This window comes from Kribbella sp. NPDC049174 (genome assembly GCF_043197365.1).
GTDB lineage: Bacteria > Actinomycetota > Actinomycetes > Propionibacteriales > Kribbellaceae > Kribbella.
This window is the reverse complement of the sequence record NZ_JBICSZ010000010.1, coordinates 360,790-380,366: the sequence shown is the minus strand read 5'-3', so window position 1 is coordinate 380,366 and position 19,577 is coordinate 360,790. Positions and strand designations below refer to the sequence as shown.

Sequence of the window (19,577 nt, the reverse complement as noted above, 5' to 3'; positions counted from 1 at the left end):
CCAGAAGTGGAAGCACGGCAACGTGTGTAGCTGACTGGTACTAATAGGCCGAGGGCTTGTCACACACCACACATGGCGTGGGCAAGACTCAAACAGACTGCGCTACGTAACGAAGAGAAGTCTCCGCGTCCACTGTACGGTTCCCGAAATACGGTCAACCCCCAGCAACCCCGACACCCCAAGCGGTGTTGTGACTGCGTGTGTGTGGTTGGTTGATATTTTCATAGAGTTTCGGTGGCCATAGCGTCGGGGAAACACCCAGTCTCCATTCCGAACCTGGAAGTTAAGCTCGACAGCGCCGATGGTACTGCGACCGGGAGGTCGTGGGAGAGTAGGACGCCGCCGGACATTCACACTGTTAAGGGCCACCCCCACCGGGGGTGGCCCTTAACATTTCTACAGGCAGTTGTCCTTGGGGGACGTTCCCGGGCCTACACGTCCGCGCGTACTCGAGGCGCCGCACCCGGCTGACGCCGGCGCATGGATACACGCTTGTTCCTGCCGCGGTCTCCGGTACCTGCGACCATGCTCTCCCCGTGCCTCGTGGTCGCTGTCGGGCCTGGGCTGTGCGGCTGGGCGATGTGCTGCCGACGACTCCAAACGCTCCTACGCAGGTCCACGGCCGGCGCATTCCTCCACCGGTGCCGGCCTGCACGGTCGGGCGAGATGCTGTTGGGACATTTCTCTGCGGCTCATGGCTGCACTGCTCGGCGCGGGTCTTCATGCCGGCGGCGCTGTAGTGCTCCCGTGTCCAGGCCGCGCTCCCTTGGGAGCATGTCGAAACGGGGTGAGTCAGTTCGTAGGCAGGGTGAGGGACCCGTGATCTTCGACTGCTAAGGACACTCGGATGGAATCCATCGCGCGGCGCTTGTGTCAGGAGTTGCTGGAGCCGATTCATCTCGTCGCGTATATGTCCGATGAGCCGACTGAGGCACTGCAGGCGCTCGGCTATGTGGGCTACTGGCCGGGGTACTTCGCTGCGCGGTCTGCGCCGCTGGGCCGGGTGCCGGCTGAGGTGGTGGATGCGCTTTTCTACAACTTCGCGCCCGGTGAGGTTGCTGCCTGCATTCCGAGTGTGTGGGATATCGCCACTCCGGAGGTCGTGCTCGTCGCTCGCCAGGAGGGCAGCGTGACGGCGCTGCGGCGCATCCTTGGCGAGCTGGCCGACAGCCCTACACTCATTCGGGCCGCCGATCTTGCCACTCGGGTGGCGACCAGGGCGCCGATGGAAGGACGGATCCTGTACGCCGCGCTGCGGTCGCTCCCCGTGCCTGACGAACCGGTCGCCCGGCTTTGGCACGCGGCGACGCTGCTGCGCGAGCACCGGGGCGACGGCCACCTTGCCGCGCTGGTCTCAGCCGGCATCGGCGGGCAGGAAGCCCACGTGCTCCACGCGCTCTCCCTGGGGATGGCGCCGGAGGAGTACGGCAGGTTGAACCCCCTCACACCGGACCAGCTGGCCGCGGTCGTGGACGGTCTGCGCGCTCGCGGCCTCGTCGACGCCTCTGCTGCGCTCACCGCCGCCGGGCGCGAGACGAAGGATCGCATCGAGTCGATCACCGACGTCCTCGCCGCCCCGGCGTACGACTGCCTGGTGCCGGGCGAGGTGGACCAGCTCATCGCCGACCTCGAGCCGCTCGCGGCGACGATCGACTCTGTCGGCTACAGGCGTAGCCGGTCCTGAGGAACAATGCCGCGCACAACGTGAGGAGGTTGCGGGCGACCGCCGCGGTCGTTAGCGCTGGGTTGGGGATGACGTGAGCACCGGTCCGCGGAGTGTTGCCCGGGCTCACCGGCGACGCTGATCAGAATCCATGAGGTGTTTGCGGTCTGGGGTGTAGGTCCACCAGGGGCGGGCCGGCTTGCCGTTGGCTTGGTCTACTGCGGACATGATCGTGTCGAGGAGGCAGGGGTCGTGACGGCGGGCGTCGACCCGGCACATGGTGTCGTAGATCTCGAGCGGGTCCTGGCCGGCTAGTTGCTCGATGCGGGTGATACCGACGCGTTCGAAGTACGCCGCGACCGAGGTACCGACGTTCATCAGCTCGGTGAGGTTCGAGGTTGTCTGTGAGCGTGCCATGAGTTGATCGTCGCCGGGGTCGGACGGACCTGTCTTGAAGGATTCAGACATCGTGGGTCCGTAGGGTTCGGGTATGCAGCGTGCGGCGATGGTGTTGATCGTGGGACTACCAGGAGCGGGGAAGACGACTCTGGCTCGTCAGTTGGAGGAGGAGCGGGCCGGGATTCGGTTCACGCCGGACGAGTGGATGGAGCCGCTGTTCGGGAGGAGTGAGGACGGCGGGCGGCGCTGGGTACTCGAGTCGCAGCTGCTCTGGGGTGTCGCCGCGCGGGCGTTGACCCTTGGTGTGAACGTGATCCTGGATTACGGGTGCTGGTCCGAGACTGAGCGCGACATGTTCCGGAACCGGGCGCACGAACTCGGTGCGCGGGCGGAGATCGTCGTACTGAATCCGCCGTTCGAGGTGTTGTGGGAGCGGCTGGCGGCTCGTAATGCGGCGTTGCCGGAGGGGACGTTCCGCATCAGCCGGGAGGAGTTGGAGGAGTTCAACTCCAACTACCACGCCCCGGATGCGGCTGAGTTGGCGCGATGGGACCACCAGGTCGTGGTGACCGACGTACAGGATGATGCGAGTGAGTTGCTGAGGGACTAGGCCTCGGGGGCGATGCCGACGAGTGCGGCAGCGGCGCAGATGTGGACCGGTGTGAGGTCGGCCGGGGCGACCGGGGCTTGGAGGAGCGTGCCGCGTTCGAACGGGGTCAGACCGATGTCGATGCCGTGGGCACCGGCTACGAGCCCGCGGACGTAGGTCAGCCAGCCCATCATCGGGATCCCGCGCCGGAACACGCCCGCCGCGGCGGCGAGCTCGGTGTCGGCGATGCTGGCCCATTCGGGTTCCCAGATCGTCACGACGGCGCGGAGTACCTGGGCGAAGCGTTCGGACTGAGTGAGGGCGTCCTCGTCGCTCCAGTGCAGCGTGAGCTGGTCGGAGACGGTGGTGAGCGTGCCGCCCATCGACAGGTCGAAGAGCCAGGGGAGGTCGCCGGTGCTCTGCAGGTGCAGGCGCGTGGTGCTCGAGCCGTTCGCCAGGACCTTGGTCGTGGCTTCGACCATCTCCTGGAGTGGAGTCGAGCCGTCGGCCTCGAGGACGTGGTAGCCCCAGCGCTCGTCCTGAGTCCAGGCGTGTACGTCGGGGAAGGCTACGGCGACCGCGGTCAGGGTACGGCCGACGCGGAGAGCCCGGTGCTCGACGGACTCGTCACGGTGCGTCCACTGGGCGCGGAGAAGCCAGGATGCCATTCACGCCCTCCGATCACGAGCCGGCCGGACCTGCGCAGCAGACGGTACGCCGGTGATCGGACGGTTGGCCAGAGTTCCGCCTACGCGGCGTGAGCAGCCTGGGCGGTTCTCCGGGGGTTCCATCGGTCCAGTTTGAAGCACCAGTGGGTCGCGGGTCAGCACCGGGGTCGGGTTTTGGTAAATACACGGCTGAAGTCGAGCGGGCCCCGTGTGGGAGCGCAACCGCGGGCACGCGGTTTCCAGGTGGTGGTGCGATGACGTCGCAGCTGGTGGGACCTCCGAGGGTTGGGCAAGCGGTCGAAGGGGCCGGTTTGCTGGATGAGCTCGACGGTGAGGTGGTCGCGGAGGGTGCCGATGCTGCGGCGTCCCGCTGGACGGGGAGAGGGTTTGCAGGCTTGGTGCTCGCGGGTGAGGTGGTCCGGGGGTGGTCGGGGAGGAACACGGCAGGCTGTGCCGGCATGGGTGGTCTCGCGGAACGAGCTGGACGACGCCGCCCGCGTCCAGCGGACGAACTGGATGCGGACGGCGGCGTGTGGGGGTGGCGCGGCCGTCGGTGGTGGGGCAGCGGCGGGCAGGGGACGGCGGCGGCCAGGCGGGTGGGCCGTCGGGTTTAGGCGGCGGGGCGGGTGTCCGTGGGGCGGCGGCGTAGGTGCGGGTGGAGGATGGCGGGCGGGTTGTAGGCCATGTCCAGACGGCCGATGTCGGTGCCTGGGGGGACGATCTCGTCGATCTGGTCCAGGATCTCGTCGGTGAGGGTGACGTCGAGGCCGGTCAGGAGGTCGTCGAGTTGCTCCATGGTGCGGGGGCCGATGATCGCGGACGTGACGCCGGGGTGGGCGATCGCGAACGCCATGGCCAGGTGGGTCAGCGGGAGCTTGGCATCCTCGGCCAGCGTGATGAGCTGCTCCACGGCGTCCAGGCGGCGCTCGTCGTTCAGGTGCCGGAAGCCGAACTGGGACCGGTGGGTCGTGTTCTGCTGGTTCTTGCGGTAGCGGCCGGTGAGCAGACCGCCGGCAAGCGGACTCCAGACCAGCGCGCCCATGCCGTACTCCTGGACAACAGGGAGGACCTCGCGCTCGATGCCGCGATTGAGGATCGAGTACGGCGGTTGCTCGGTGCGCAGCCGGCTCAGACCGCGCCGCTCGGCGACCCAGTGGGACTGGACGATGTCCGAGGCGGGCAACGAAGAGGTGCCGATGGCCCGGACCTTGCCGGCATGCACCAGGTCGGCGAGCACCGAGAGGGTCTCCTCGATGTCGGTTTCGGGGTCGGGCTGGTGAATCTGGAACAGGTCGACATAGTCGGTGCCCAGCCGCCGCAGCGAGTCGTCCAGGGCGCGGATCAGCCAGCTGCGGGAGGCGCCCGACCGGTTGGGGACGACCGGGGTCGCGCCGCTGGGGTCGAAGTTCACCGGGAATCGCGCCTTCGTGGCGAGTACGACGTCGTCACGGCGCCCCTTGAGCGCCTTGCCGACGATCTCCTCCGACTCGCCGTGGGAGTACATGTCGGCGGTGTCGACGAAGTTGATCCCGGCATCGAGTGCTCGGTGGATGATGCGGATCGAGTCGTCGTGGTCGGGGTTGCCGACGGCCCCGAACATCATCGCGCCGAGCGCGTAGGGGCTGACCTGAATACCGGTCCGGCCGAGGGTGCGGTAACGCATATGTGTTCTCCTCCTGAGGATGTGGTTATGCCTTGAGCAGTTGCTCGCTCAGCTTCCAGAGCCGCTCTGCCGACTGCGGGTCGAGGGCGTGCGGTACGACGGTGGACATGACGATCGGCTCGGTGCCGAACGTGATGGGCTCCGGGTTCTCGTCCAGCGGCGAGACGTCGTTGTCCTTCAGATAGACGCCGCCGATCTCGGCGAGCAGGGGACTGGTCGCCGCGAACACGCTGGTGCTGGCGCCCTGTTGCGTTGTCTTCTTCTCTCGGTCGGGGTCGATGATCGGGCGACCGGATTCGTCGATCAGCTCCATGGCGAGGTTCATGGCCCGCATGTCGGCTGCGGGTACCGAGCGACTCAGGCTCGTACTCACGACGATGCCGGGGTGTACGGCGTACCCGCGGATGCCCTCGTCGGCCCACAGGCGGTCCAACTCGACGGCGAACAGCACATTGGCGGTCTTGGACTGGCCGTAGGCGAGCATCGGGTCGTAGCCGGTGGTGAAGTGCGGGTCGTCCCAGCGGATGTCGGAGAGCCGGTGGCCGGGCGGCCGGATTCGAGGTAACGGCCGGAGAAGGCATCGATCGACGCCGGGTCGGCGAGGTCCAGCTGAACGACCTCGACGCGTTCGATCCCGGCCAACGCGACCGCGGCGCGATCCGGGGTGCGGGCACCGACAACGACAGCCGCGCCGGCCTTGCTGAGTGCACGGGTGGTCTCCAGACCGATCCCGGAGTGGCCACCGGTGACGACGACGTGCCTGCCCGAGAGGTCGATGCCGCGGAGGATGTCATCGGCCGTCGACGCGGCGGTGAATCCGGTTCCGATGGGGTGCTGCTGTGTCATGCCATCAGTCTGCGCGGGATCGACCGGACTCTGAATAATTGTCAGTTCGCATTTCTTGCGCGAGAGTACAGATATGGCGAGTGATCAGTTGTCCGAGGTGTTTGACCTCGTCGCGGTCCGTGGGCTGGTGTCGGGCGGCTTCGCGGTCCGGGGCCGGTGGGGGTCACGCACTGCCCTCCACGATCCGCTGAAGTTCATCGCGGTGGTGTGCGGCCGGGCTCGGCTGACCACCGATGGCAGCGACGGGCCGATCGAGCTCGAACCGGGCGATGTCGCCATCCTGAACAACCAGTCGTGGCTGGAGCTCGAAGGCGGCACCGGCGACGGACCGCGCCGCGAGATCGTGCCTGTGCCGGGCTTTCCGTCCCCTCACCTCGCCGGTGCCGACAGCGATGTCGACGACGTCATCATGGGCGGCCGCATCGACCTCAACCCGGCCGGCCGGGCGCTGCTGCTGCAGGCCCTTCCGCCGGTGGGACACGTCCGGGCATCGGCTGCGACAAGCAACCTCCGCGGGAGTCTGTACCGACTGTTCGACGAGGTGACCGCGAACAGATTGGGTTCCGCGTTCGCGATCCGGCAGCACAGCCAGCTCCTGCTGCTCGAGGTACTGCGTGCCTACGTCGACCAGGCCGAGTTGCCGCCGGGATGGCTACGCGTGCTGACCGACGAACGGCTGCGTCCGGCGCTGGGCCTCATGCATGCCGAACCCGGAAAGTCGTGGGGCCTGGAGGAGCTGGCGCGTGCCGCGGCGATGTCGCGGACGTCGTTCGCTGAACGCTTCCGGACCGTGGCCGGCGTACCGCCGCTGACCTATCTCCACCGCTGGCGGATGCTGCTCGCACAGCGCGCTCTGCGGGACGGCGATGTCCGCGTCGGGTCGCTGGCGTTCGACCTGGGCTATGCGTCGGAGAGTGCGTTCAGCACCGCGTTCAAACGTGAAGTGGGGGAGTCCCCGCTGCGGTACCGACACCGAGTGCGCGGTGAAATGTCCGCCGACAGCGCAGTGCCCGAGGAGGCAGCAAGCGGACTGTGAGGTCCGGTTACGGGGTGAGGGTGGGGGAGGCGAGCTCCAGCGTGGGGGTTGGGCCTCGGTAGGACTCCAGCCAGGTGCGGAGGAGTTCTACGCGGTCGGCGTACTCCTCGTTGCCCTTGACTACCGGGGCCTGGTTGTAGGCCATGGTGTCGGAGCTGCGGCGAAGTTTGACGTAGAGCCGGGACGAGGACAGGGCGTAGCGCTCCATGTCGTCCTGGAGCGCGCCGATGACGGTGATGTTGCGGTCGCGGCCGATCTGCTCGAACAGGGCGACTGCCTCGCGGCGGTGCTGCGAACCGAGGTTCCGACCCAGTTCGTCGAGGATCAGCAGCAGCGGCCGGTCCGATCCACCGGCGAGCGCGGCGGCGCAGACCAGCTTGACCGCCTTCTCGTCCATCTGAGCGGTGTTGCCCTTCACGTTGAACGCGGAGAACGGGCCGCCCTCCGAACGCCGCCACTTCGGTGTGACCGTCCAGCGCCATGGCTTGTCGGGCTCGGCCGGCGGGTCGGGTTCGGGGAACTCGAGTTTCGCGCCGTACCCGCCGTACTGCTGATCGAGTCGGTCGAACTCTTGCGACACCAGGCGGAGCCGCGCTTTGATGCCGTCGGCAAGGGATGCGCGGTGGGCGCGGGCGGTGCTTTCGGCCTCGTCGAGTCCTTCGCGGGCGCGCTCGAGGGCTGCGTTGCGCTCGGCGCGCTGGCTGGCGATCTGCTGTTGCTGCAGGCTGTCGAACGTCTCGTGCTGCGCAAGATGGCTGCTCAGTGTCCGATGCAGCGCCGGCACCAGTCCGACGCGGGCGCCTAGGGTGCCGTTCGTCCAGCCGTCGGGACCGTTCAGGATCTCCCACAGCTCGGTCGGGATCTCCTCGCGCGAGCGTGCGTTCGGGAAGCAGCGGCGGATGACGTCGTCGAGTTGCGTGCAGGCCTGGTGGTTCCAGTCGGCCGTCGTACGGCGCTGTGCGTCGTCAGGCAGTCCGAGGATGAACTCGTCGGCGTCCGCCGGGGTCGAGCCCCACGCGGTGGCCCGGGCGACCAGGTCGAGCGAAGTCTGCTCCTCGATCAGCGTCAGCCGGCGGGCGGTGAGGTCATCGAGCAGCCGCTCGTGGTCGCGGCGGGTCGCCTCGAGGTTCTTCAGCCGTTCGTCGCGGACGAGTTGCTGGCCGGCCGCGGCCTCGGCCGACTCCTTGGCGGCTTGGAGTTGGGGCGCGAGCGAATCGCGGTCGGTCTCGTGCCGGTCGATCGTCTCGCGCAGCGCGAGGATCTGCTCCTGCACCGACTCCGCGTCGGCCAGCGCCCGGGCGGCCGCCGTACGACGCTCTGCCTGCTCGACCCGGGCACGCGCCTGCTCGAGGGCTGCGGAGGCGACGGAACGAGCCTCGACCGCGGCGTCGAGTCGGCGGCGGGCGGCCTCGATCCGGGCGGTCCGGCCGGTCAGCGGTTCGTCGAACTGCCCGACCGCCACGACACCGGCGACGTCGTCGATGTTCTCCTTGGTCGCGCGCTCGCCCAGCGCCGCGAAGAACCCGTCCAGGCTGAACCGCTTGTCGGCCGACTTCGGCCCTCGCTTGGCGCCCGCGCGCGCTGCACCGGGCCGATTCGCCAGCACCAGCAGGAATCCGGCGTACCCGGCATCCGACAGAGCGGTCGACGCGACCGCCACGTCACCGGCGTCGATGACAACGGCTTCGCGGTACGGCGCCAGCCGCGGCTCCCACTCCGCACGCTCTGATGCCGACAACTCGGTGATGTCGGTGAGCGCACCACACTCGAGGCCCGCGTTCTCCAGCACCTGTTGCTGAGGCGCCGACACGGTCTGGCCGCTCTCGGCCTCTCGCAGCTCGGCGGTCGCGAAATCGACCGCGGACCGAGCGGCATGGTCGCGCCCGATGTGCTCCTCGAGGACGGCGCGCGCCTCGTCCTGCTCCGCGGCGGCCGCGGCGAGATCACGGCCATCCGCCGAACGCCCCGCGTCCAGCAGCCGCCGGTGCTCCTGACCGAGTCGCTCGAGCCGCTCGCGGACCGAACGCTGCGCCAGGTCGAGCTCACGGTCCCGCGCGTCCAGCTTGTCCCGCTCCTGGCGGGTCAGCTGGACGTCCCGGAGCATAACCTCTTCGTTGCCAAAGGCATCGATCTCGGTGTCGACCGCTTCCCGTCGCGCTTCCTGCTCGGCGACGCGTTCGTCGAGGGTCGCGAGCTCCTGCAGGATGTCGCGGTTGCGCGCGTCGCCGTCGATCAGGTGCCGGGCGCACCGCGCCCGCCAGGACTCCTTCGCCGCGGCCAGCGCGTCCCGGGCCGCGGCGCGCTGCAGGATGCCGGCCTCGACCGCCGCCATCTCCTGCTCCCAGCGCTGCAGGTCGGCCGTTGCCTGCTTGGTCGCCTCGCGCTGGGTGTGCTCGGCGGATCGGTGTGCCTGCTCCTGCTCGAGCTCGTGGTCGAGACCGGTGAGGGTCGCGATCGCGTTGAAGATCCGGGCCGGGCCGAGCTCGTTCAGCGGCTCGGCGAGCAGGTTGGCGGTCGGGCTGGATCGGACCGACGTCGACAGGAACGAGACGCACCGCACCTGACCGCCGTACAGAACTGTGGACAGCTTGTTCGCGTGGAAGTCGGTGCGGCCGTTCGAATGCGGCAGCGCTGCCCACAGTGCGTCGGCGCCCGCGGCCCGCTCGGCCTCGGTCGCGCCGTACGGGACGTGCAGGCCGTTCTTCCAGCGCAAGTCGATGTACGACGCCTTGCGGTTGATCCGGATCCACACGGTGATCGCGGCCGCCTCGATCTCCGCGAGATCCGTGAGCTCGGGGTCGGAGAAGACACCGATGATGTAGCCGCGGTCGACGTTCGACCAATTGCCTTCCTGGCCGGCAGCTTCCGCGGTGAACAGCAGCTCGGCAGCACCGGGGGCACCGCTGGTCAGCCGCCACTGGTCGTCGGCGTGCAGCAGGCTGAGCGCGGCGATCCATGAGGACTTGCCGGCGCCGTTCGAGTCGGTCGGGCCTTGACCGGCGACCGTGACGAGACCCTGGCCGACCATCGGGATCGGGTGTGTCGACAACCGGGACAGGTCGACGACCTGTACGCCGAGCAGCACCTTCGACCCGAGGATGTCGAACGGACCGTCCTCCACCGAACTGCTCATGCGCTTCCTTCCACAGTGTCTTGCTCGGTACGGGGTTCAGCCGCGTGCTCAGTCGATGTGGTCGTTCCGTTGCGGGCGCGGATGGCTTCGGCGATCGGGCTGGCCGGAGCCGCGGCCAGGATGAGTTGGTCCTGAAGGCGTCGTCGCGCAGCGGGTGTAAGTCGCTGGAGTTGTGGACCGGGGATGTAGCTCGGGCCGCCCGAGTGATCGCCGGACAGTTGGATCAGCCCGGCCGCTCGGAGACGCTGGAGCGCGAGACGGCGTTCCTCGCCGCTGATCTTGGTGGTCCGCAACTCGTCGACCGTCGTCGGGCGGGCCGACTTCCAGCTGTCACCGGTCAGGATCCCTTCGCTGCGGGGGATCGCGACCGAGTGGATCAGTACGAGGACGAGCACCGCGCGGTCGACGACTGACAACGGTTGCCAGCCCTGCGCGGTCAGGGTCGCCGCGATGTCGTCCGCATAACCCGCCGTCCAGTGTGTGCCGTCGACGTGCACCAGGGTCCGGCCGATGAGTTTCAGCATCCGTGCGACGTGTCGACGTAGCGTCACGTCGCGCAGGCCGGCCAGCTGCACCTCAGCCACCGGATGCGCCGCGTACTGCACAGCACTGAAGGCAGCCAGCACCTCGTCGCGCGACCGATCGCTCAGATCCTGCAGCAGAGGATCGAACAGCACATGCTGCTCAGTCATCAGCCACCTCCGCGGGCAGCGGATCGGATTCCGGCTCCGGAGGCGGCTCACTGGTCAGGACCGCCGGCGGTGGATCGGGAAGGTGGCGGCAGAGGTCCCGAAGGGTGGCTTCGTCGGCGGCCGACCAGGTGATGACGCGCGGGCCTAGGCGGACCTCGCCGGCCTTCTCGTTCCACAGCAGCCAATGGGTGGCGTGCAGGCGACGGAGACTGCCGATGATCAGGGTCAAGTCGCTCGACTGCTCGGGTCGCCCGCGCATCCCGGCGTACACGGACCTGATCTGGGCGAGCGTGCCGACAGAGCCAGGCCACGCCGGCCCGCTCCGATCCGTCCAGCAGCACGCGACGCAGATGGAGAGGACGCGAGCGGTCTCGTTCGGCTGCTCGACAGCCACAGGGGGAGTGCCCAACTCCTCCAGCACCGTGTGACCGGCGCCTGATGGCAACGTCGGCACGAGCCAGACCGTGGATCCGTCCGGCGACGCAGCGCGCGTCAGCCCGGCGACCGCAGGCGTATCCGGCTCGACCTCGAGCGGCCCCGCCGACTGCACCTTCGCCCACCACAACGCGTTGTACAGCCGACGCTCGACGGCCTCCGAGGACGGCGTACTCATCGCGTCACCCGCCTGAACACACCCTCGGTCGCCCACGGTGTCCCAGCGTTCGGGTCGATCCGCATCCCGTCCGACCACACCAGCTCGTACTCGAGCTCGTCATGCAGATGCGCCGCCGTCAGCTCAGCCAGCACGCGCCGAGCGGTGATCCAGTCCCCGGCCTCGTCGACCACCTCGACGATGTCCACCGACGGACGCCCGGCCAGGACCCGCTCGGCCTCGGCCCGCAACTCCTCGCGGTCCGTCGCGGCCGCCGACTCTGGCGCAGAAACGTCCTCCGTTGGTCGCGGCGGCGCCATCCGGGCGGTCCCGGTACGACGTCCTGTCTCGACCGCCTCCACCATCGTCTGCGGCGAGAAGTCCGGCGCGGCCGCATCGAACAACAGTCCGTCCAGCACTCCCGCGAGTACCTCGGGCTCGCTGCTCCGCGTGAACGTCAGCCACGTCTCGATCGGCAGTAGCCCGAGTGCGCGCGTCGTACCGGCTCGCTCCACCAGACGACCCGCCGCGAGCTGCACCGCGTCCGCGTAGGCGGCCAGCGACATCCGCAGCGACGTACACGCGCGATGCAGCGTCGGCCAACGGTCCAGCACGATGCGGTGAACCTTCTCCGCCTGTTCGATCAGCCGCTCGTTACCCCAGGCGAGCTGCGCGTTCTCCCGCAGCTGAGCGGTCGTGCTGGTCGAGACCAGGATCGCGAGCTCGTTGCCGAGGAGCCGGAACACCTTCGTCAGCCGCTCGGTCGAGGCCAGCCCGTCGTCCTCGGTGGCGCCCGGATCGCTGACGCTGTGCGCCTCGAGCGTGAGCAGTTGGTGCAGCTCGGCCTGACCGCCCTGGACCGACATCCGGCGCAGGAACATCAACATCACGTACGGCGCGAACGCGGCCCGGTGACGCAGTTCGTTCGGCCGGTCGACGAGCTTGGTGATGGCGCCGTACTGCCGGAGTACGTCGAAACGCCGCACGATCACGTCATGCGGGTAGGCCCGGCAGGCGAGCGTCGCCTGCTCGACCGTGAGCCCGTCGCTGCCGGCCTCGGCGAACGCGTCCAGGATCGCCTGGTCGACGTCGAGCAGGTCGGGGTCGACGATCATCGCGCCGGCCTCACGGGCGAGAACGGCGAACACCTGACGGTAGACGCGCAGTACGGCCGCTTCGGCCTCGGCGTCCAGCAACGTCGCGTCCATCGGTACTCCCTCCCGTGTGATGGCAGCCAGCTACCAGAGAAGGGACTCTAACCACCCACACCGACAGACCAAAACCCGGCCGTCGGCGATCTGTGGACAAAGCAAAGGCAGGGGTGAGGTGGTGCACACCGACAGACCAAAACCCGGCTTCGGCGTACCTGTGGACAAGTGCTAAGGCGGGCTGAGCCAAGCCTGTGGAAAACCGGATGACGAGCGTGAGGACGCTGCCTACCATCCGAAGGGTGAAGAGAATCCTTGGCTGACGCGGTCCAGGTAGACCGCGTCCAGACCACGGCGCCTTCGGGCGTTCGCCACGCCGGCGTGGACCCACCACAGGGTCCCCGGCGCGCTTGCTGATTCTCTCCTTCCGGAGCTTGCACATGACCGTGCACCCTGCGTTCCCCCCGGCGCGCCCGATCGGCGCGCACCACCCCGTCATCCGCGACCTGCTGACCGTCCGCAAGGATGGTGCCCCCGGCCGGATCATGATCGAGGGCCACTGGGAACACGACCGCCTCCTCGCCACCAAGGCCGCGATCGAGACCTTCTTCTGGTGCCCTGAGGCCGGTACGACGTACGCCGTCGACCGGATCGCCGAACGCGCCGCCGAGGTCTACCGCATCTCGGAGAAACTGCTCACCCGGCTGGCCCGCAAGACCCGGTCCGACGGCCTGATCTCGGTCGTCCGGCTGCCCGTCTGGCGACCGCACACGTTCCGGTTCACCAATTCGTCGCTGGTCCTGGTCGCCGACGGAGTCGAGTACGCCGGCAATCTCGGCACGCTGATCCGTACGGTCGACGCGGCCAACGCCGACTGCCTCGTCGTGACCAGCCGGCGTGCACGGCCGAGCCACCCGGCGGTCTACTCCGCCAGCCGCGGCACCGTCCTGTCGACTCCGCTGCTGGAGTTCGACGACATCGCTCAGGCGGCGGCGTGGTTGCGCGGTCACCGCTTCCGCATCCACCTCGCCGATCCGGCGGCCACCAGCAGCTATCGCGGCGCGGAGTACGACGGACCGACCGCGTTCGTCGTCGGATCCGAAGGCGGTGGGCTGTCGAGGGCCTGGCACGAGCAGGGCTGCGAAGCGGTCTCGATCCCGATGCTCGGCCAGGCGGACTCGCTCAACGTCGCGCTGTCCGCCGGCATCCTCCTGTTCGAAGCGCGGGCTCGGAAGGAAGGTTGGTGACCGGCCAGGCAGAATTGCACCGCCACCACCGACTAAGGAGTGAGACGTGCCGTTCGAGCCTGGTGAGGTCGTCGCCCCCGGAGATCCACGCATCGTCCTGGAAGGCCAGTGGGGTCACCAGCCAGGGGTGGCGATCACCGTCAACTCAGGCTCGCGGATCTCGTTCTCCTTCGCGGGGGAGCGGCTGCAGTTGCTCTTCGACACGGCCGGACTCACCGTCGCACCGCACCTGTGGATCACGGTCGACGACGGTGAGCCGGCGCTGCACCTGATCGAGGACCCGGTGATCGAGCTGTCCGCGCCGGAAGGGCGTCACCAGGTCGAGGTCGTGGTCAAGGACGTCAACGAGCACGTCAACCGGTGGGACCCGCCGTTCGAGTGCGCTGTCGTGTTCGCCGGGCTGGTGCTGGACGTGAACACCCGGTTGCGGCTGAGCGGTCGCCCGAGTGGTCCGCGGCTGGAGTTCTACGGCGACTCGATCACGCAGGGCGTCCGCGCGCTCAGCGCCCATCCGGAGTCCGAGGGTGCTGACGGTACGACGTCGTACGCCTATCTGACCGCGCGGGCCTTCGGCGCGACGTCGTACCAGGTTGGCTTCGGGCGGCAGGGCATCCTCCGGCCAGGCAACGGCGACGTACCGCCGGGCGTGGAGTCGTTCGGCTGGAACTTCGCCGGGTCGCCGGCCGAGCGGGTCGAGCCGTCCGATGTGGTCGTGATCAACCTCGGTGTGAACGACGAGACGCTGGAGCCGGACGAGTACGCCGACTTCGTGACGCGGGTGCGGACGGCGTACCCGGGGAGCACGATCGTGTCGCTGACCCCGTTCAGTGGCAAGCACGCCGATGCGATCAAGACGGCGGTCAAATCGCTCGACGACGCCAACCTCGTTCTGGTCGACTCCACCGGTTGGATCACCGAGGCCGACACCACCGACGGCGTCCACCCCTCCGTCCCCGGCCACGCCAAGATCGCTGACCACCTCATCACCGCCCTCGAAACCCACACCAGCCTCCGCCGCCGCAGTTGACGGGAGCTTGCCGGGTACGTCGGCCGTGGTCAGGATGAGCGACATGGCGGAGAGCAAGTTCGCGAGCGTGGACGAGTACATCGGCACCTTCCCGGCCGACGTCCAGGACGAGCTGCAGGAGGTACGGCATACTGTCCGCGCGGTCGTCCCGGACGCGGGGGAGAAGATCAGCTACCAGATTCCCACCATCACGCTCGACGGCAAGGCGCTCCTGTACTTCAGCGGCTGGAAGGAACACATCGCCCTCTACCCGATCCCGCCCCTCGACGACGCCCTCGCCAACGACATCGAGCCCTACCGCTCAGGCAAGGGCACGCTCAAGTTCCCCTTGAACAAGCCCATCCCCTACACCCTCATAACCCGCCTAACCCAAGCCTTCGTAGCCGCCCGGGCCGGCTGAGTCGGCCCTCGTAGGCGGGTTCTGCGCACCCTGGTGGGTGGGGTATCGGTTAGTCCGTCAGGAGGTCTTGGGGGTCGGGGGAGGGTGGGCGGGTCAGGGTCCAGTCGTTGAAGTGTTGGTCGAAGCGGTACCAGAGGCCGTCGGTGCCTAGGCGGAGTTGGGTTTTGCCGGCGGTTACTCGATTGGACTGGATGGTGCCGCCGGGGAGGGCTTCGAGGGCTTCGGCGAGCGCCGGTGGATCGATGTCGGTTGGCTCGTCGACGGTGACGGCGAGGCCGCCGGGGCCGCCTTCGCGCCAGGCGACGGCCCAGCTGGTGAGTTGGCGGGCGGGGACGCCGGCTCGGTGAGCCAGGTCGGCCAACTCGGGGGTGCCTAGGAGCAGGGAGGCTCGGCGGGCCAGGTCTTGGTCGAAGGTGAGGTGGAGGCCGCCGTCGCCGTCGCCGGAGGCGAGTTCCCAGGCTCGGCGGGCCGCGTCGGTGGCGAGGGCGACCAGGTCGCGTACGTCGACGCCCGAGGAGCGCGGCGGATCCAGCGCCTGAACCGCGGCCGGCACCCCAGGCGCCCCCATTGGCCGAGGCGGCACGGGCAGAGGCACAGGTGCATGCATGGGTGCGGACGGTGGAGTGGGTCCGAGTGCGGGCGCTGACGATGGTCCAGATGCGGGAACCTGGCCGGACGTATCTGCTGGGGCGCTCGCGGGTTCGGCGGTGGGGGTAGGCGTGGGGCCAGGACCGGGCGCGGGTCTGGGCGTTGGGCCAGGATCGGGCGCTGGATCGGGCTCGGACGCATGCGCAGAGAGCTGGCCGGACGCATCTGTCGGAGGGCTCGTGGGCTCGGGGTCGGATGTGAGGGCGGGGCTGGTGGCACGTGTGGTGGAGCTCAGGTGGCGGGCGAATGCCTGCTTGGCGGGGATGCCTGGGGGTGGGGGTTGGCGGGGTGGGGTGGTGGGGGTGGCTCCTGGGGTGGAGCGGCGGGAGCGTAAGGCGGAGAGGAGTTCGTCGCGGCGGCGGCCTCGGAGGAGGAGCAAGGCGAAGGGGTCGTCGTCGAGGGAGTCCGCGATCAGGTAGCAGACGGCGGCTGAGTGTTTGCACGGGACGGCGAAGTCCGGACAACTGCAGTTGGTGAGGACCTCGCCGGCGCCTGGAAGGAGGTCCAACCCGGCAGCGTGGACGTCGTCGACGACCTCGGGTGGCAGCTCACCGTCTAGCAACGCCGCGACCCGGCCGATCTGCGCCGAGACCACGTCGAGTACTGCGTCCCACTCGGCGGTTGTGAAGGCGCGGATCCGGACCGTCACCTGGTACGGCGTGACGCGACTGCCTTGCACCACGGCCTCGACCTCACCGGGTGACACCGTCAGCTCCAGCACACTCCCGCGCCGAGCGTACGAGCGCCCGCGCGACAGCCGATTCGGATCCAGCCGAGCCCGCTGCTCCAACGCCTCCAACCAGGCGCGTCCCCACCACGTCGCCCCGAACGGCCGCCGGCTCCCAGCTCCCTTGGCCGCAGGCAGCCCGGCGTCTTCGCCCTTCCGCCGCCACCCCTGCCAAGGCACTCGCTCATTCATCGTCCTCACCTCCAACAGCAAGCGAGGATCCTCCACCAGCGGCCGAGGATTTCCCAACAGCAGAAGGGTTGTAGGCGCTCGCCGACCCCGACTTCACCGGCCCGGTCGACAGCTCCACGAGCTCAGTCAGCTCCGAGTCCGACAGCTCACTCAACCAAGCCTCACCCGAGCCGACCACCGCGTCGGCGAGGTCGCGCTTGCTCGCGATCACGGTGGAGATCCGGTCTTCCAACGTGTTCTCGGTGACCAAGCGGTGAACCTGGACCGGCCGGTCCTGCCCGATCCGGTAGGCGCGGTCGGTCGCCTGATCCTCGACGGCCGGATTCCACCAGCGGTCGTAGTGCACCACATGCGTCGCACGCGTGAGCGTCAATCCCACCCCGCCGGCCTTCAATGACAGCAGGAACACCTGCGCCTCACCGGCCTGGAACTCCGCGACCAACTGCTCCCGCTTCCGCACCCCGATCCCGCCGTGCAGGAACAGCGTTTTGACCCGCCGCGCCGCCAGGTGTGCCTCGATCAGCCGGCACATCTCGACGTACTGGCTGAAGATCAGCACCGACTCGCCCTCGGCCAGGATCACGTCGAGCAGTTCGTCCAGAGCAGCCAGCTTGCCCGAACGGCGCTCCAGCGGACCCGGCTCGTGCAGGAACTGCGCCGGGTGGTTGCACACCTGCTTCAACTGCGTCAGCAAGCTGAGCACCAGCCCGCGCCGCGCGATCCCCTCGGCCGACTCGATCTTCGCCAGCGTCTCCTTGGCAACAGCCTGATACAGCGTGGCCTGCTCCACAGTCAGCGGTACGACGACGTCGTGCTCGGTCTTCTGCGGCAACTCCGGCGCGATCCCCGGGTCACTCTTCTTCCGCCGCAACAGGAACGGCCGAGTCACCCGAGCGAGCCGAGCGGTCGCCTCCTCGTCGTGATACCGCTCCACCGGTACGGCGACATCGTGCCGGAACCGATCCAGTGTCCCCAGCAACCCCGGCGCTGCCCAGTCCAGGATCGACCAAAGCTCCGACAGCCGGTTCTCCACCGGTGTTCCGGTCAACGCGATCCTGGTTGCTGACGGCAACGTCCTCAACGCACGCGCCGTTCTGGAGAACGGGTTCTTCGCATGCTGTGCCTCGTCCGCGACCGCGAGTCCCCAGAACAGCTCGCCGAGCACCCGGTGGTCCTGCCGCACCACGCCGTACGTCGTGAGCACGACCTCGTCCGGCGCGAGATCGCTCAGCGTCCGCCCGGCACCGTGATACCGCCGCGTCGGCACGTCCGGCGCGAAGCGCGCGAACTCGCGCTCCCACGTCCCGAGCAGTGTCGACGGGCAGACCACCAACGTAGGACCGCGGCCGAGCAGTCGGAGATGCAGGGCGATCACCTGGATCGTCTTGCCCAGGCCCATGTCGTCCGCGAGACATCCACCCAGGCCGAGATCCGCGAGCTGCGCCATCCACGCGACACCCCGCCGCTGATAGTCCCGCAGCGTGGCCTGCAACCCGACCGGTTGCTCGAACGGCGCAGGCTCCTCGGCCGCTCGCAACCGCGCCAGCATCGACGCCAGCGATCCGTTCGGATCGAAGGCGACGAGCTCGCCATCGACCTCGATCGTCCCGGTCAACGCTGCGCCGAGCGCCTCGGCGCCGGTCAGCTTCCGCGTGCCGCCGCGGCGCAGCTTCCGGACGAGATCGTGGTCGACTCGCACCCAGCGCCCGCGCATCCGAATCATCGGCCGCTTCGCCTCGGCGAGCGCCGCCACCTCCTGCTCGGTCAGCTCCTGCCCGTCGAGCGTCGGCCGCCACCGGAAAGCCACCAACTCGTTCAAGCTGAAGTCCGGCCCGGTCACCGCCCCGGGCGTCGGCGTCGCCACCGTCCCACGCACAGCCAACTCACCCGCGAACAGCTCAGTCGGCCAGAGCACCTCGATCCCGGCGCCCTCCAGCGCCGTGCTGCCCTCGGCCAACTCCTCCAGAGCCTCATCGTCGACCCCGACCTCCGAAGGAGCCGCATCCCGCAACGCGGCACCCAGCGGCTGCCACACCCGAGCCCCACGCCGCAGCGCCAGCAGTAGGTCGGTCTCCGCCCGCTCGCCGAGCGCCGCGAGCACGGCAGCGGGCGCACTCCAAACATCCTCGACGTCCACCAACAGACTGGGATCCACCCCGCTGCGCAACTGCAGCACAGCCCTGAAGTCGGCCTCCTCCTCAGGAGGCTCGATCCGCAGCACCAACCGCGCACCAGCCGCCTCGCTCTGCGCGGTCTCCTCCAGCCATGCGGTCGACCCCGTCACCTCCACCGGATCCCCTGACGCGAACGCCGCCGCACCGGCCCGTACCGCGACCGCAGCAGCCGGCGTCCGCACCAGCGTGTCCGCGATCGCGTCCCAGAACGCCCGCACCAGCTGCTCCGGATCGACCAGCCGCACCGGTCGCGTCCCCTCGATCGGCAAGGCATACGCGTACGGCGACATCGCCGCACCGAGGTTCTTCAACCAGCCCCGGTCCAGCGGATCCAGCGGCGCCACCCGCCAAGCGCCGTTTCCACTCGGACTGCGGTCCGGCACCAGTCGTCCACGCGCCATCAACCCCAGCCCGGCCAGCGCAGCCGCCCGCCACGCCTCCCAGCTGTCCGAACCAACAGAGCCGTCCGAACCAACAGAGCCGTCCGAACCAAGAGACCCGTCCGAACCAGAGACAGCCCCCACCCGATCAAGGACCTGCGAGATGGTCAACAACCGCGCCGGCACCGTCGTCCGCCGCACCTGCGAACCCTTCGGCAGCACGAGCTCCACCGTCCCGTCGGCGCTCTCACCCGCCGCCGCGAGGTCGCCGTACAGCGCCAGCCGGCCCGCGCGCGGCGGGTCGGCCGGCACGAAGACGGCGTCGAACATGCCCTGCACAGTACGCCGGACCA

At 68.9% G+C, this 19,577-nt stretch carries 17 protein-coding genes and 1 rRNA gene; 7 read left to right on the top strand and 11 right to left on the bottom strand.

Annotated elements, in window-relative coordinates; all coding sequences use genetic code 11:
- Positions 1-230: 230 nt before the first annotated feature.
- Together rrf and ACGFIF_RS37830 are read left to right on the top strand one after the other, a co-directional pair.
- Positions 231-348, top strand: a 5S ribosomal RNA gene (gene rrf, locus ACGFIF_RS37835).
- A 499-nt stretch (positions 349-847) separates the two neighbouring features.
- Complete coding sequence (locus ACGFIF_RS37830) at positions 848-1,684, top strand: MarR family transcriptional regulator (protein WP_393161418.1); 837 nt, start codon at positions 848-850, stop codon at positions 1,682-1,684.
- Between the two features lie 105 nt (positions 1,685-1,789).
- Here the strand turns inward: ACGFIF_RS37830 and ACGFIF_RS37825 are convergent, their stop codons facing one another.
- Positions 1,790-2,080 carry a helix-hairpin-helix domain-containing protein gene (locus tag ACGFIF_RS37825; RefSeq protein ID WP_393161416.1) on the bottom strand — a complete coding sequence of 97 codons (291 nt, stop codon included), beginning with the start codon at positions 2,078-2,080 and terminating at the stop codon, positions 1,790-1,792.
- Positions 2,081-2,168: 88 nt separating this feature from the next.
- Here ACGFIF_RS37825 and ACGFIF_RS37820 point away from each other — a divergent pair, with 88 nt between their 5' ends.
- On the top strand, positions 2,169-2,672 hold the full coding sequence (locus tag ACGFIF_RS37820; RefSeq protein ID WP_393161414.1) for an AAA family ATPase: 504 nt from the start codon (positions 2,169-2,171) through the stop codon (positions 2,670-2,672).
- On the opposite strand, the gene ACGFIF_RS37815 is transcribed toward ACGFIF_RS37820, so the two are convergent.
- From ACGFIF_RS37815 to ACGFIF_RS37800, 4 genes are all read right to left on the bottom strand, one after another.
- Positions 2,669-3,319, bottom strand: coding sequence for a hypothetical protein (locus tag ACGFIF_RS37815; RefSeq protein ID WP_393161412.1), 651 nt, complete (start codon positions 3,317-3,319; stop codon positions 2,669-2,671). The two genes, ACGFIF_RS37820 and ACGFIF_RS37815, sit on opposite strands and share 4 nt — an antisense overlap.
- A gap of 610 nt (positions 3,320-3,929) precedes the next feature.
- On the bottom strand, positions 3,930-4,982 hold the full coding sequence (locus tag ACGFIF_RS37810) for an aldo/keto reductase (RefSeq protein ID WP_393161410.1): 1,053 nt from the start codon (positions 4,980-4,982) through the stop codon (positions 3,930-3,932).
- 25 nt (positions 4,983-5,007) lie between these two features.
- The gene (locus tag ACGFIF_RS37805) at positions 5,008-5,466 is read right to left on the bottom strand and encodes a hypothetical protein (RefSeq protein ID WP_393161438.1); all 459 of its coding nucleotides are present in this window, start codon (positions 5,464-5,466) and stop codon (positions 5,008-5,010) included.
- Positions 5,352-5,828, bottom strand: coding sequence for an SDR family NAD(P)-dependent oxidoreductase (locus tag ACGFIF_RS37800; protein ID WP_393161408.1), 477 nt, complete (start codon positions 5,826-5,828; stop codon positions 5,352-5,354). Before ACGFIF_RS37800 ends, ACGFIF_RS37805 begins: the two co-directional genes overlap by 115 nt.
- A 73-nt stretch (positions 5,829-5,901) precedes the next feature.
- Here ACGFIF_RS37800 and ACGFIF_RS37795 point away from each other — a divergent pair, with 73 nt between their 5' ends.
- Positions 5,902-6,864, top strand: a complete 963-nt coding sequence (locus tag ACGFIF_RS37795) for an AraC family transcriptional regulator (protein ID WP_393161406.1) — start codon at positions 5,902-5,904, stop codon at positions 6,862-6,864.
- Between the two features lie 7 nt (positions 6,865-6,871).
- Here the strand turns inward: ACGFIF_RS37795 and ACGFIF_RS37790 are convergent, their stop codons facing one another.
- Genes ACGFIF_RS37790 through ACGFIF_RS37775 form a run of 4 tightly spaced genes read right to left on the bottom strand, consistent with a single transcriptional unit; the run spans position 6,872 to position 12,489 of the window.
- Entirely contained in the window at positions 6,872-9,997 is a 3,126-nt protein-coding gene (locus tag ACGFIF_RS37790; protein ID WP_393161404.1) for a chromosome segregation ATPase, read from the bottom strand.
- Positions 9,994-10,689, bottom strand: coding sequence for a hypothetical protein (locus ACGFIF_RS37785; RefSeq protein ID WP_393161402.1), 696 nt, complete (start codon positions 10,687-10,689; stop codon positions 9,994-9,996). Before ACGFIF_RS37785 ends, ACGFIF_RS37790 begins: the two co-directional genes overlap by 4 nt.
- Positions 10,682-11,302 (bottom strand): hypothetical protein, encoded by a 621-nt coding sequence (locus ACGFIF_RS37780; protein WP_393161400.1) that lies wholly within the window; start codon positions 11,300-11,302, stop codon positions 10,682-10,684. Before ACGFIF_RS37780 ends, ACGFIF_RS37785 begins: the two co-directional genes overlap by 8 nt.
- The gene (locus ACGFIF_RS37775; RefSeq protein WP_393161398.1) at positions 11,299-12,489 is read right to left on the bottom strand and encodes a hypothetical protein; all 1,191 of its coding nucleotides are present in this window, start codon (positions 12,487-12,489) and stop codon (positions 11,299-11,301) included. Before ACGFIF_RS37775 ends, ACGFIF_RS37780 begins: the two co-directional genes overlap by 4 nt.
- Before the next feature lie 380 nt (positions 12,490-12,869).
- Here ACGFIF_RS37775 and ACGFIF_RS37770 point away from each other — a divergent pair, with 380 nt between their 5' ends.
- From ACGFIF_RS37770 to ACGFIF_RS37760, 3 genes are read left to right on the top strand one after another with little or no spacing between them, the layout of a single operon-like run.
- Positions 12,870-13,676, top strand: coding sequence for a TrmH family RNA methyltransferase (locus ACGFIF_RS37770; RefSeq protein WP_393161396.1), 807 nt, complete (start codon positions 12,870-12,872; stop codon positions 13,674-13,676).
- Between the two features lie 46 nt (positions 13,677-13,722).
- Entirely contained in the window at positions 13,723-14,703 is a 981-nt protein-coding gene (locus ACGFIF_RS37765; RefSeq protein WP_393161394.1) for a GDSL-type esterase/lipase family protein, read from the top strand.
- A gap of 43 nt (positions 14,704-14,746) precedes the next feature.
- Positions 14,747-15,103, top strand: a complete 357-nt coding sequence (locus ACGFIF_RS37760; RefSeq protein WP_393161392.1) for an iron chaperone — start codon at positions 14,747-14,749, stop codon at positions 15,101-15,103.
- A 49-nt stretch (positions 15,104-15,152) separates the two neighbouring features.
- Here ACGFIF_RS37760 and ACGFIF_RS37755 read toward each other — a convergent pair whose 3' ends face one another.
- Positions 15,153-16,670 carry an SWIM zinc finger family protein gene (locus ACGFIF_RS37755; protein ID WP_393161390.1) on the bottom strand — a complete coding sequence of 506 codons (1,518 nt, stop codon included), beginning with the start codon at positions 16,668-16,670 and terminating at the stop codon, positions 15,153-15,155.
- The gene (locus ACGFIF_RS37750; protein ID WP_393161388.1) at positions 16,663-19,554 is read right to left on the bottom strand and encodes a DEAD/DEAH box helicase; all 2,892 of its coding nucleotides are present in this window, start codon (positions 19,552-19,554) and stop codon (positions 16,663-16,665) included. The genes ACGFIF_RS37755 and ACGFIF_RS37750 overlap by 8 nt, the downstream gene beginning before the upstream one ends.
- Positions 19,555-19,577 lie beyond the last annotated feature (23 nt).

Excerpts from the sequence above, each read along its gene's own strand:
- ACGFIF_RS37830 (WP_393161418.1), top strand. The coding sequence starts at position 848 with ATGGAATCCATCGCGCGGCGCTTGTGTCAGGAGTTGCTGGAGCCGATT.
- ACGFIF_RS37825 (WP_393161416.1), bottom strand. The coding sequence starts at position 2,080 with ATGGCACGCTCACAGACAACCTCGAACCTCACCGAGCTGATGAACGTC.
- ACGFIF_RS37820 (WP_393161414.1), top strand. The coding sequence starts at position 2,169 with ATGGTGTTGATCGTGGGACTACCAGGAGCGGGGAAGACGACTCTGGCT.
- ACGFIF_RS37815 (WP_393161412.1), bottom strand. The coding sequence starts at position 3,319 with ATGGCATCCTGGCTTCTCCGCGCCCAGTGGACGCACCGTGACGAGTCC.
- ACGFIF_RS37810 (WP_393161410.1), bottom strand. The coding sequence starts at position 4,982 with ATGCGTTACCGCACCCTCGGCCGGACCGGTATTCAGGTCAGCCCCTAC.
- ACGFIF_RS37805 (WP_393161438.1), bottom strand. The coding sequence starts at position 5,466 with ATGCTCGCCTACGGCCAGTCCAAGACCGCCAATGTGCTGTTCGCCGTC.
- ACGFIF_RS37800 (WP_393161408.1), bottom strand. The coding sequence starts at position 5,828 with ATGACACAGCAGCACCCCATCGGAACCGGATTCACCGCCGCGTCGACG.
- ACGFIF_RS37795 (WP_393161406.1), top strand. The coding sequence starts at position 5,902 with ATGGCGAGTGATCAGTTGTCCGAGGTGTTTGACCTCGTCGCGGTCCGT.
- ACGFIF_RS37790 (WP_393161404.1), bottom strand. The coding sequence starts at position 9,997 with ATGAGCAGTTCGGTGGAGGACGGTCCGTTCGACATCCTCGGGTCGAAG.
- ACGFIF_RS37785 (WP_393161402.1), bottom strand. The coding sequence starts at position 10,689 with ATGACTGAGCAGCATGTGCTGTTCGATCCTCTGCTGCAGGATCTGAGC.
- ACGFIF_RS37780 (WP_393161400.1), bottom strand. The coding sequence starts at position 11,302 with ATGAGTACGCCGTCCTCGGAGGCCGTCGAGCGTCGGCTGTACAACGCG.
- ACGFIF_RS37775 (WP_393161398.1), bottom strand. The coding sequence starts at position 12,489 with ATGGACGCGACGTTGCTGGACGCCGAGGCCGAAGCGGCCGTACTGCGC.
- ACGFIF_RS37770 (WP_393161396.1), top strand. The coding sequence starts at position 12,870 with ATGACCGTGCACCCTGCGTTCCCCCCGGCGCGCCCGATCGGCGCGCAC.
- ACGFIF_RS37760 (WP_393161392.1), top strand. The coding sequence starts at position 14,747 with ATGGCGGAGAGCAAGTTCGCGAGCGTGGACGAGTACATCGGCACCTTC.
- ACGFIF_RS37755 (WP_393161390.1), bottom strand. The coding sequence starts at position 16,670 with ATGAATGAGCGAGTGCCTTGGCAGGGGTGGCGGCGGAAGGGCGAAGAC.
- ACGFIF_RS37750 (WP_393161388.1), bottom strand. The coding sequence starts at position 19,554 with ATGTTCGACGCCGTCTTCGTGCCGGCCGACCCGCCGCGCGCGGGCCGG.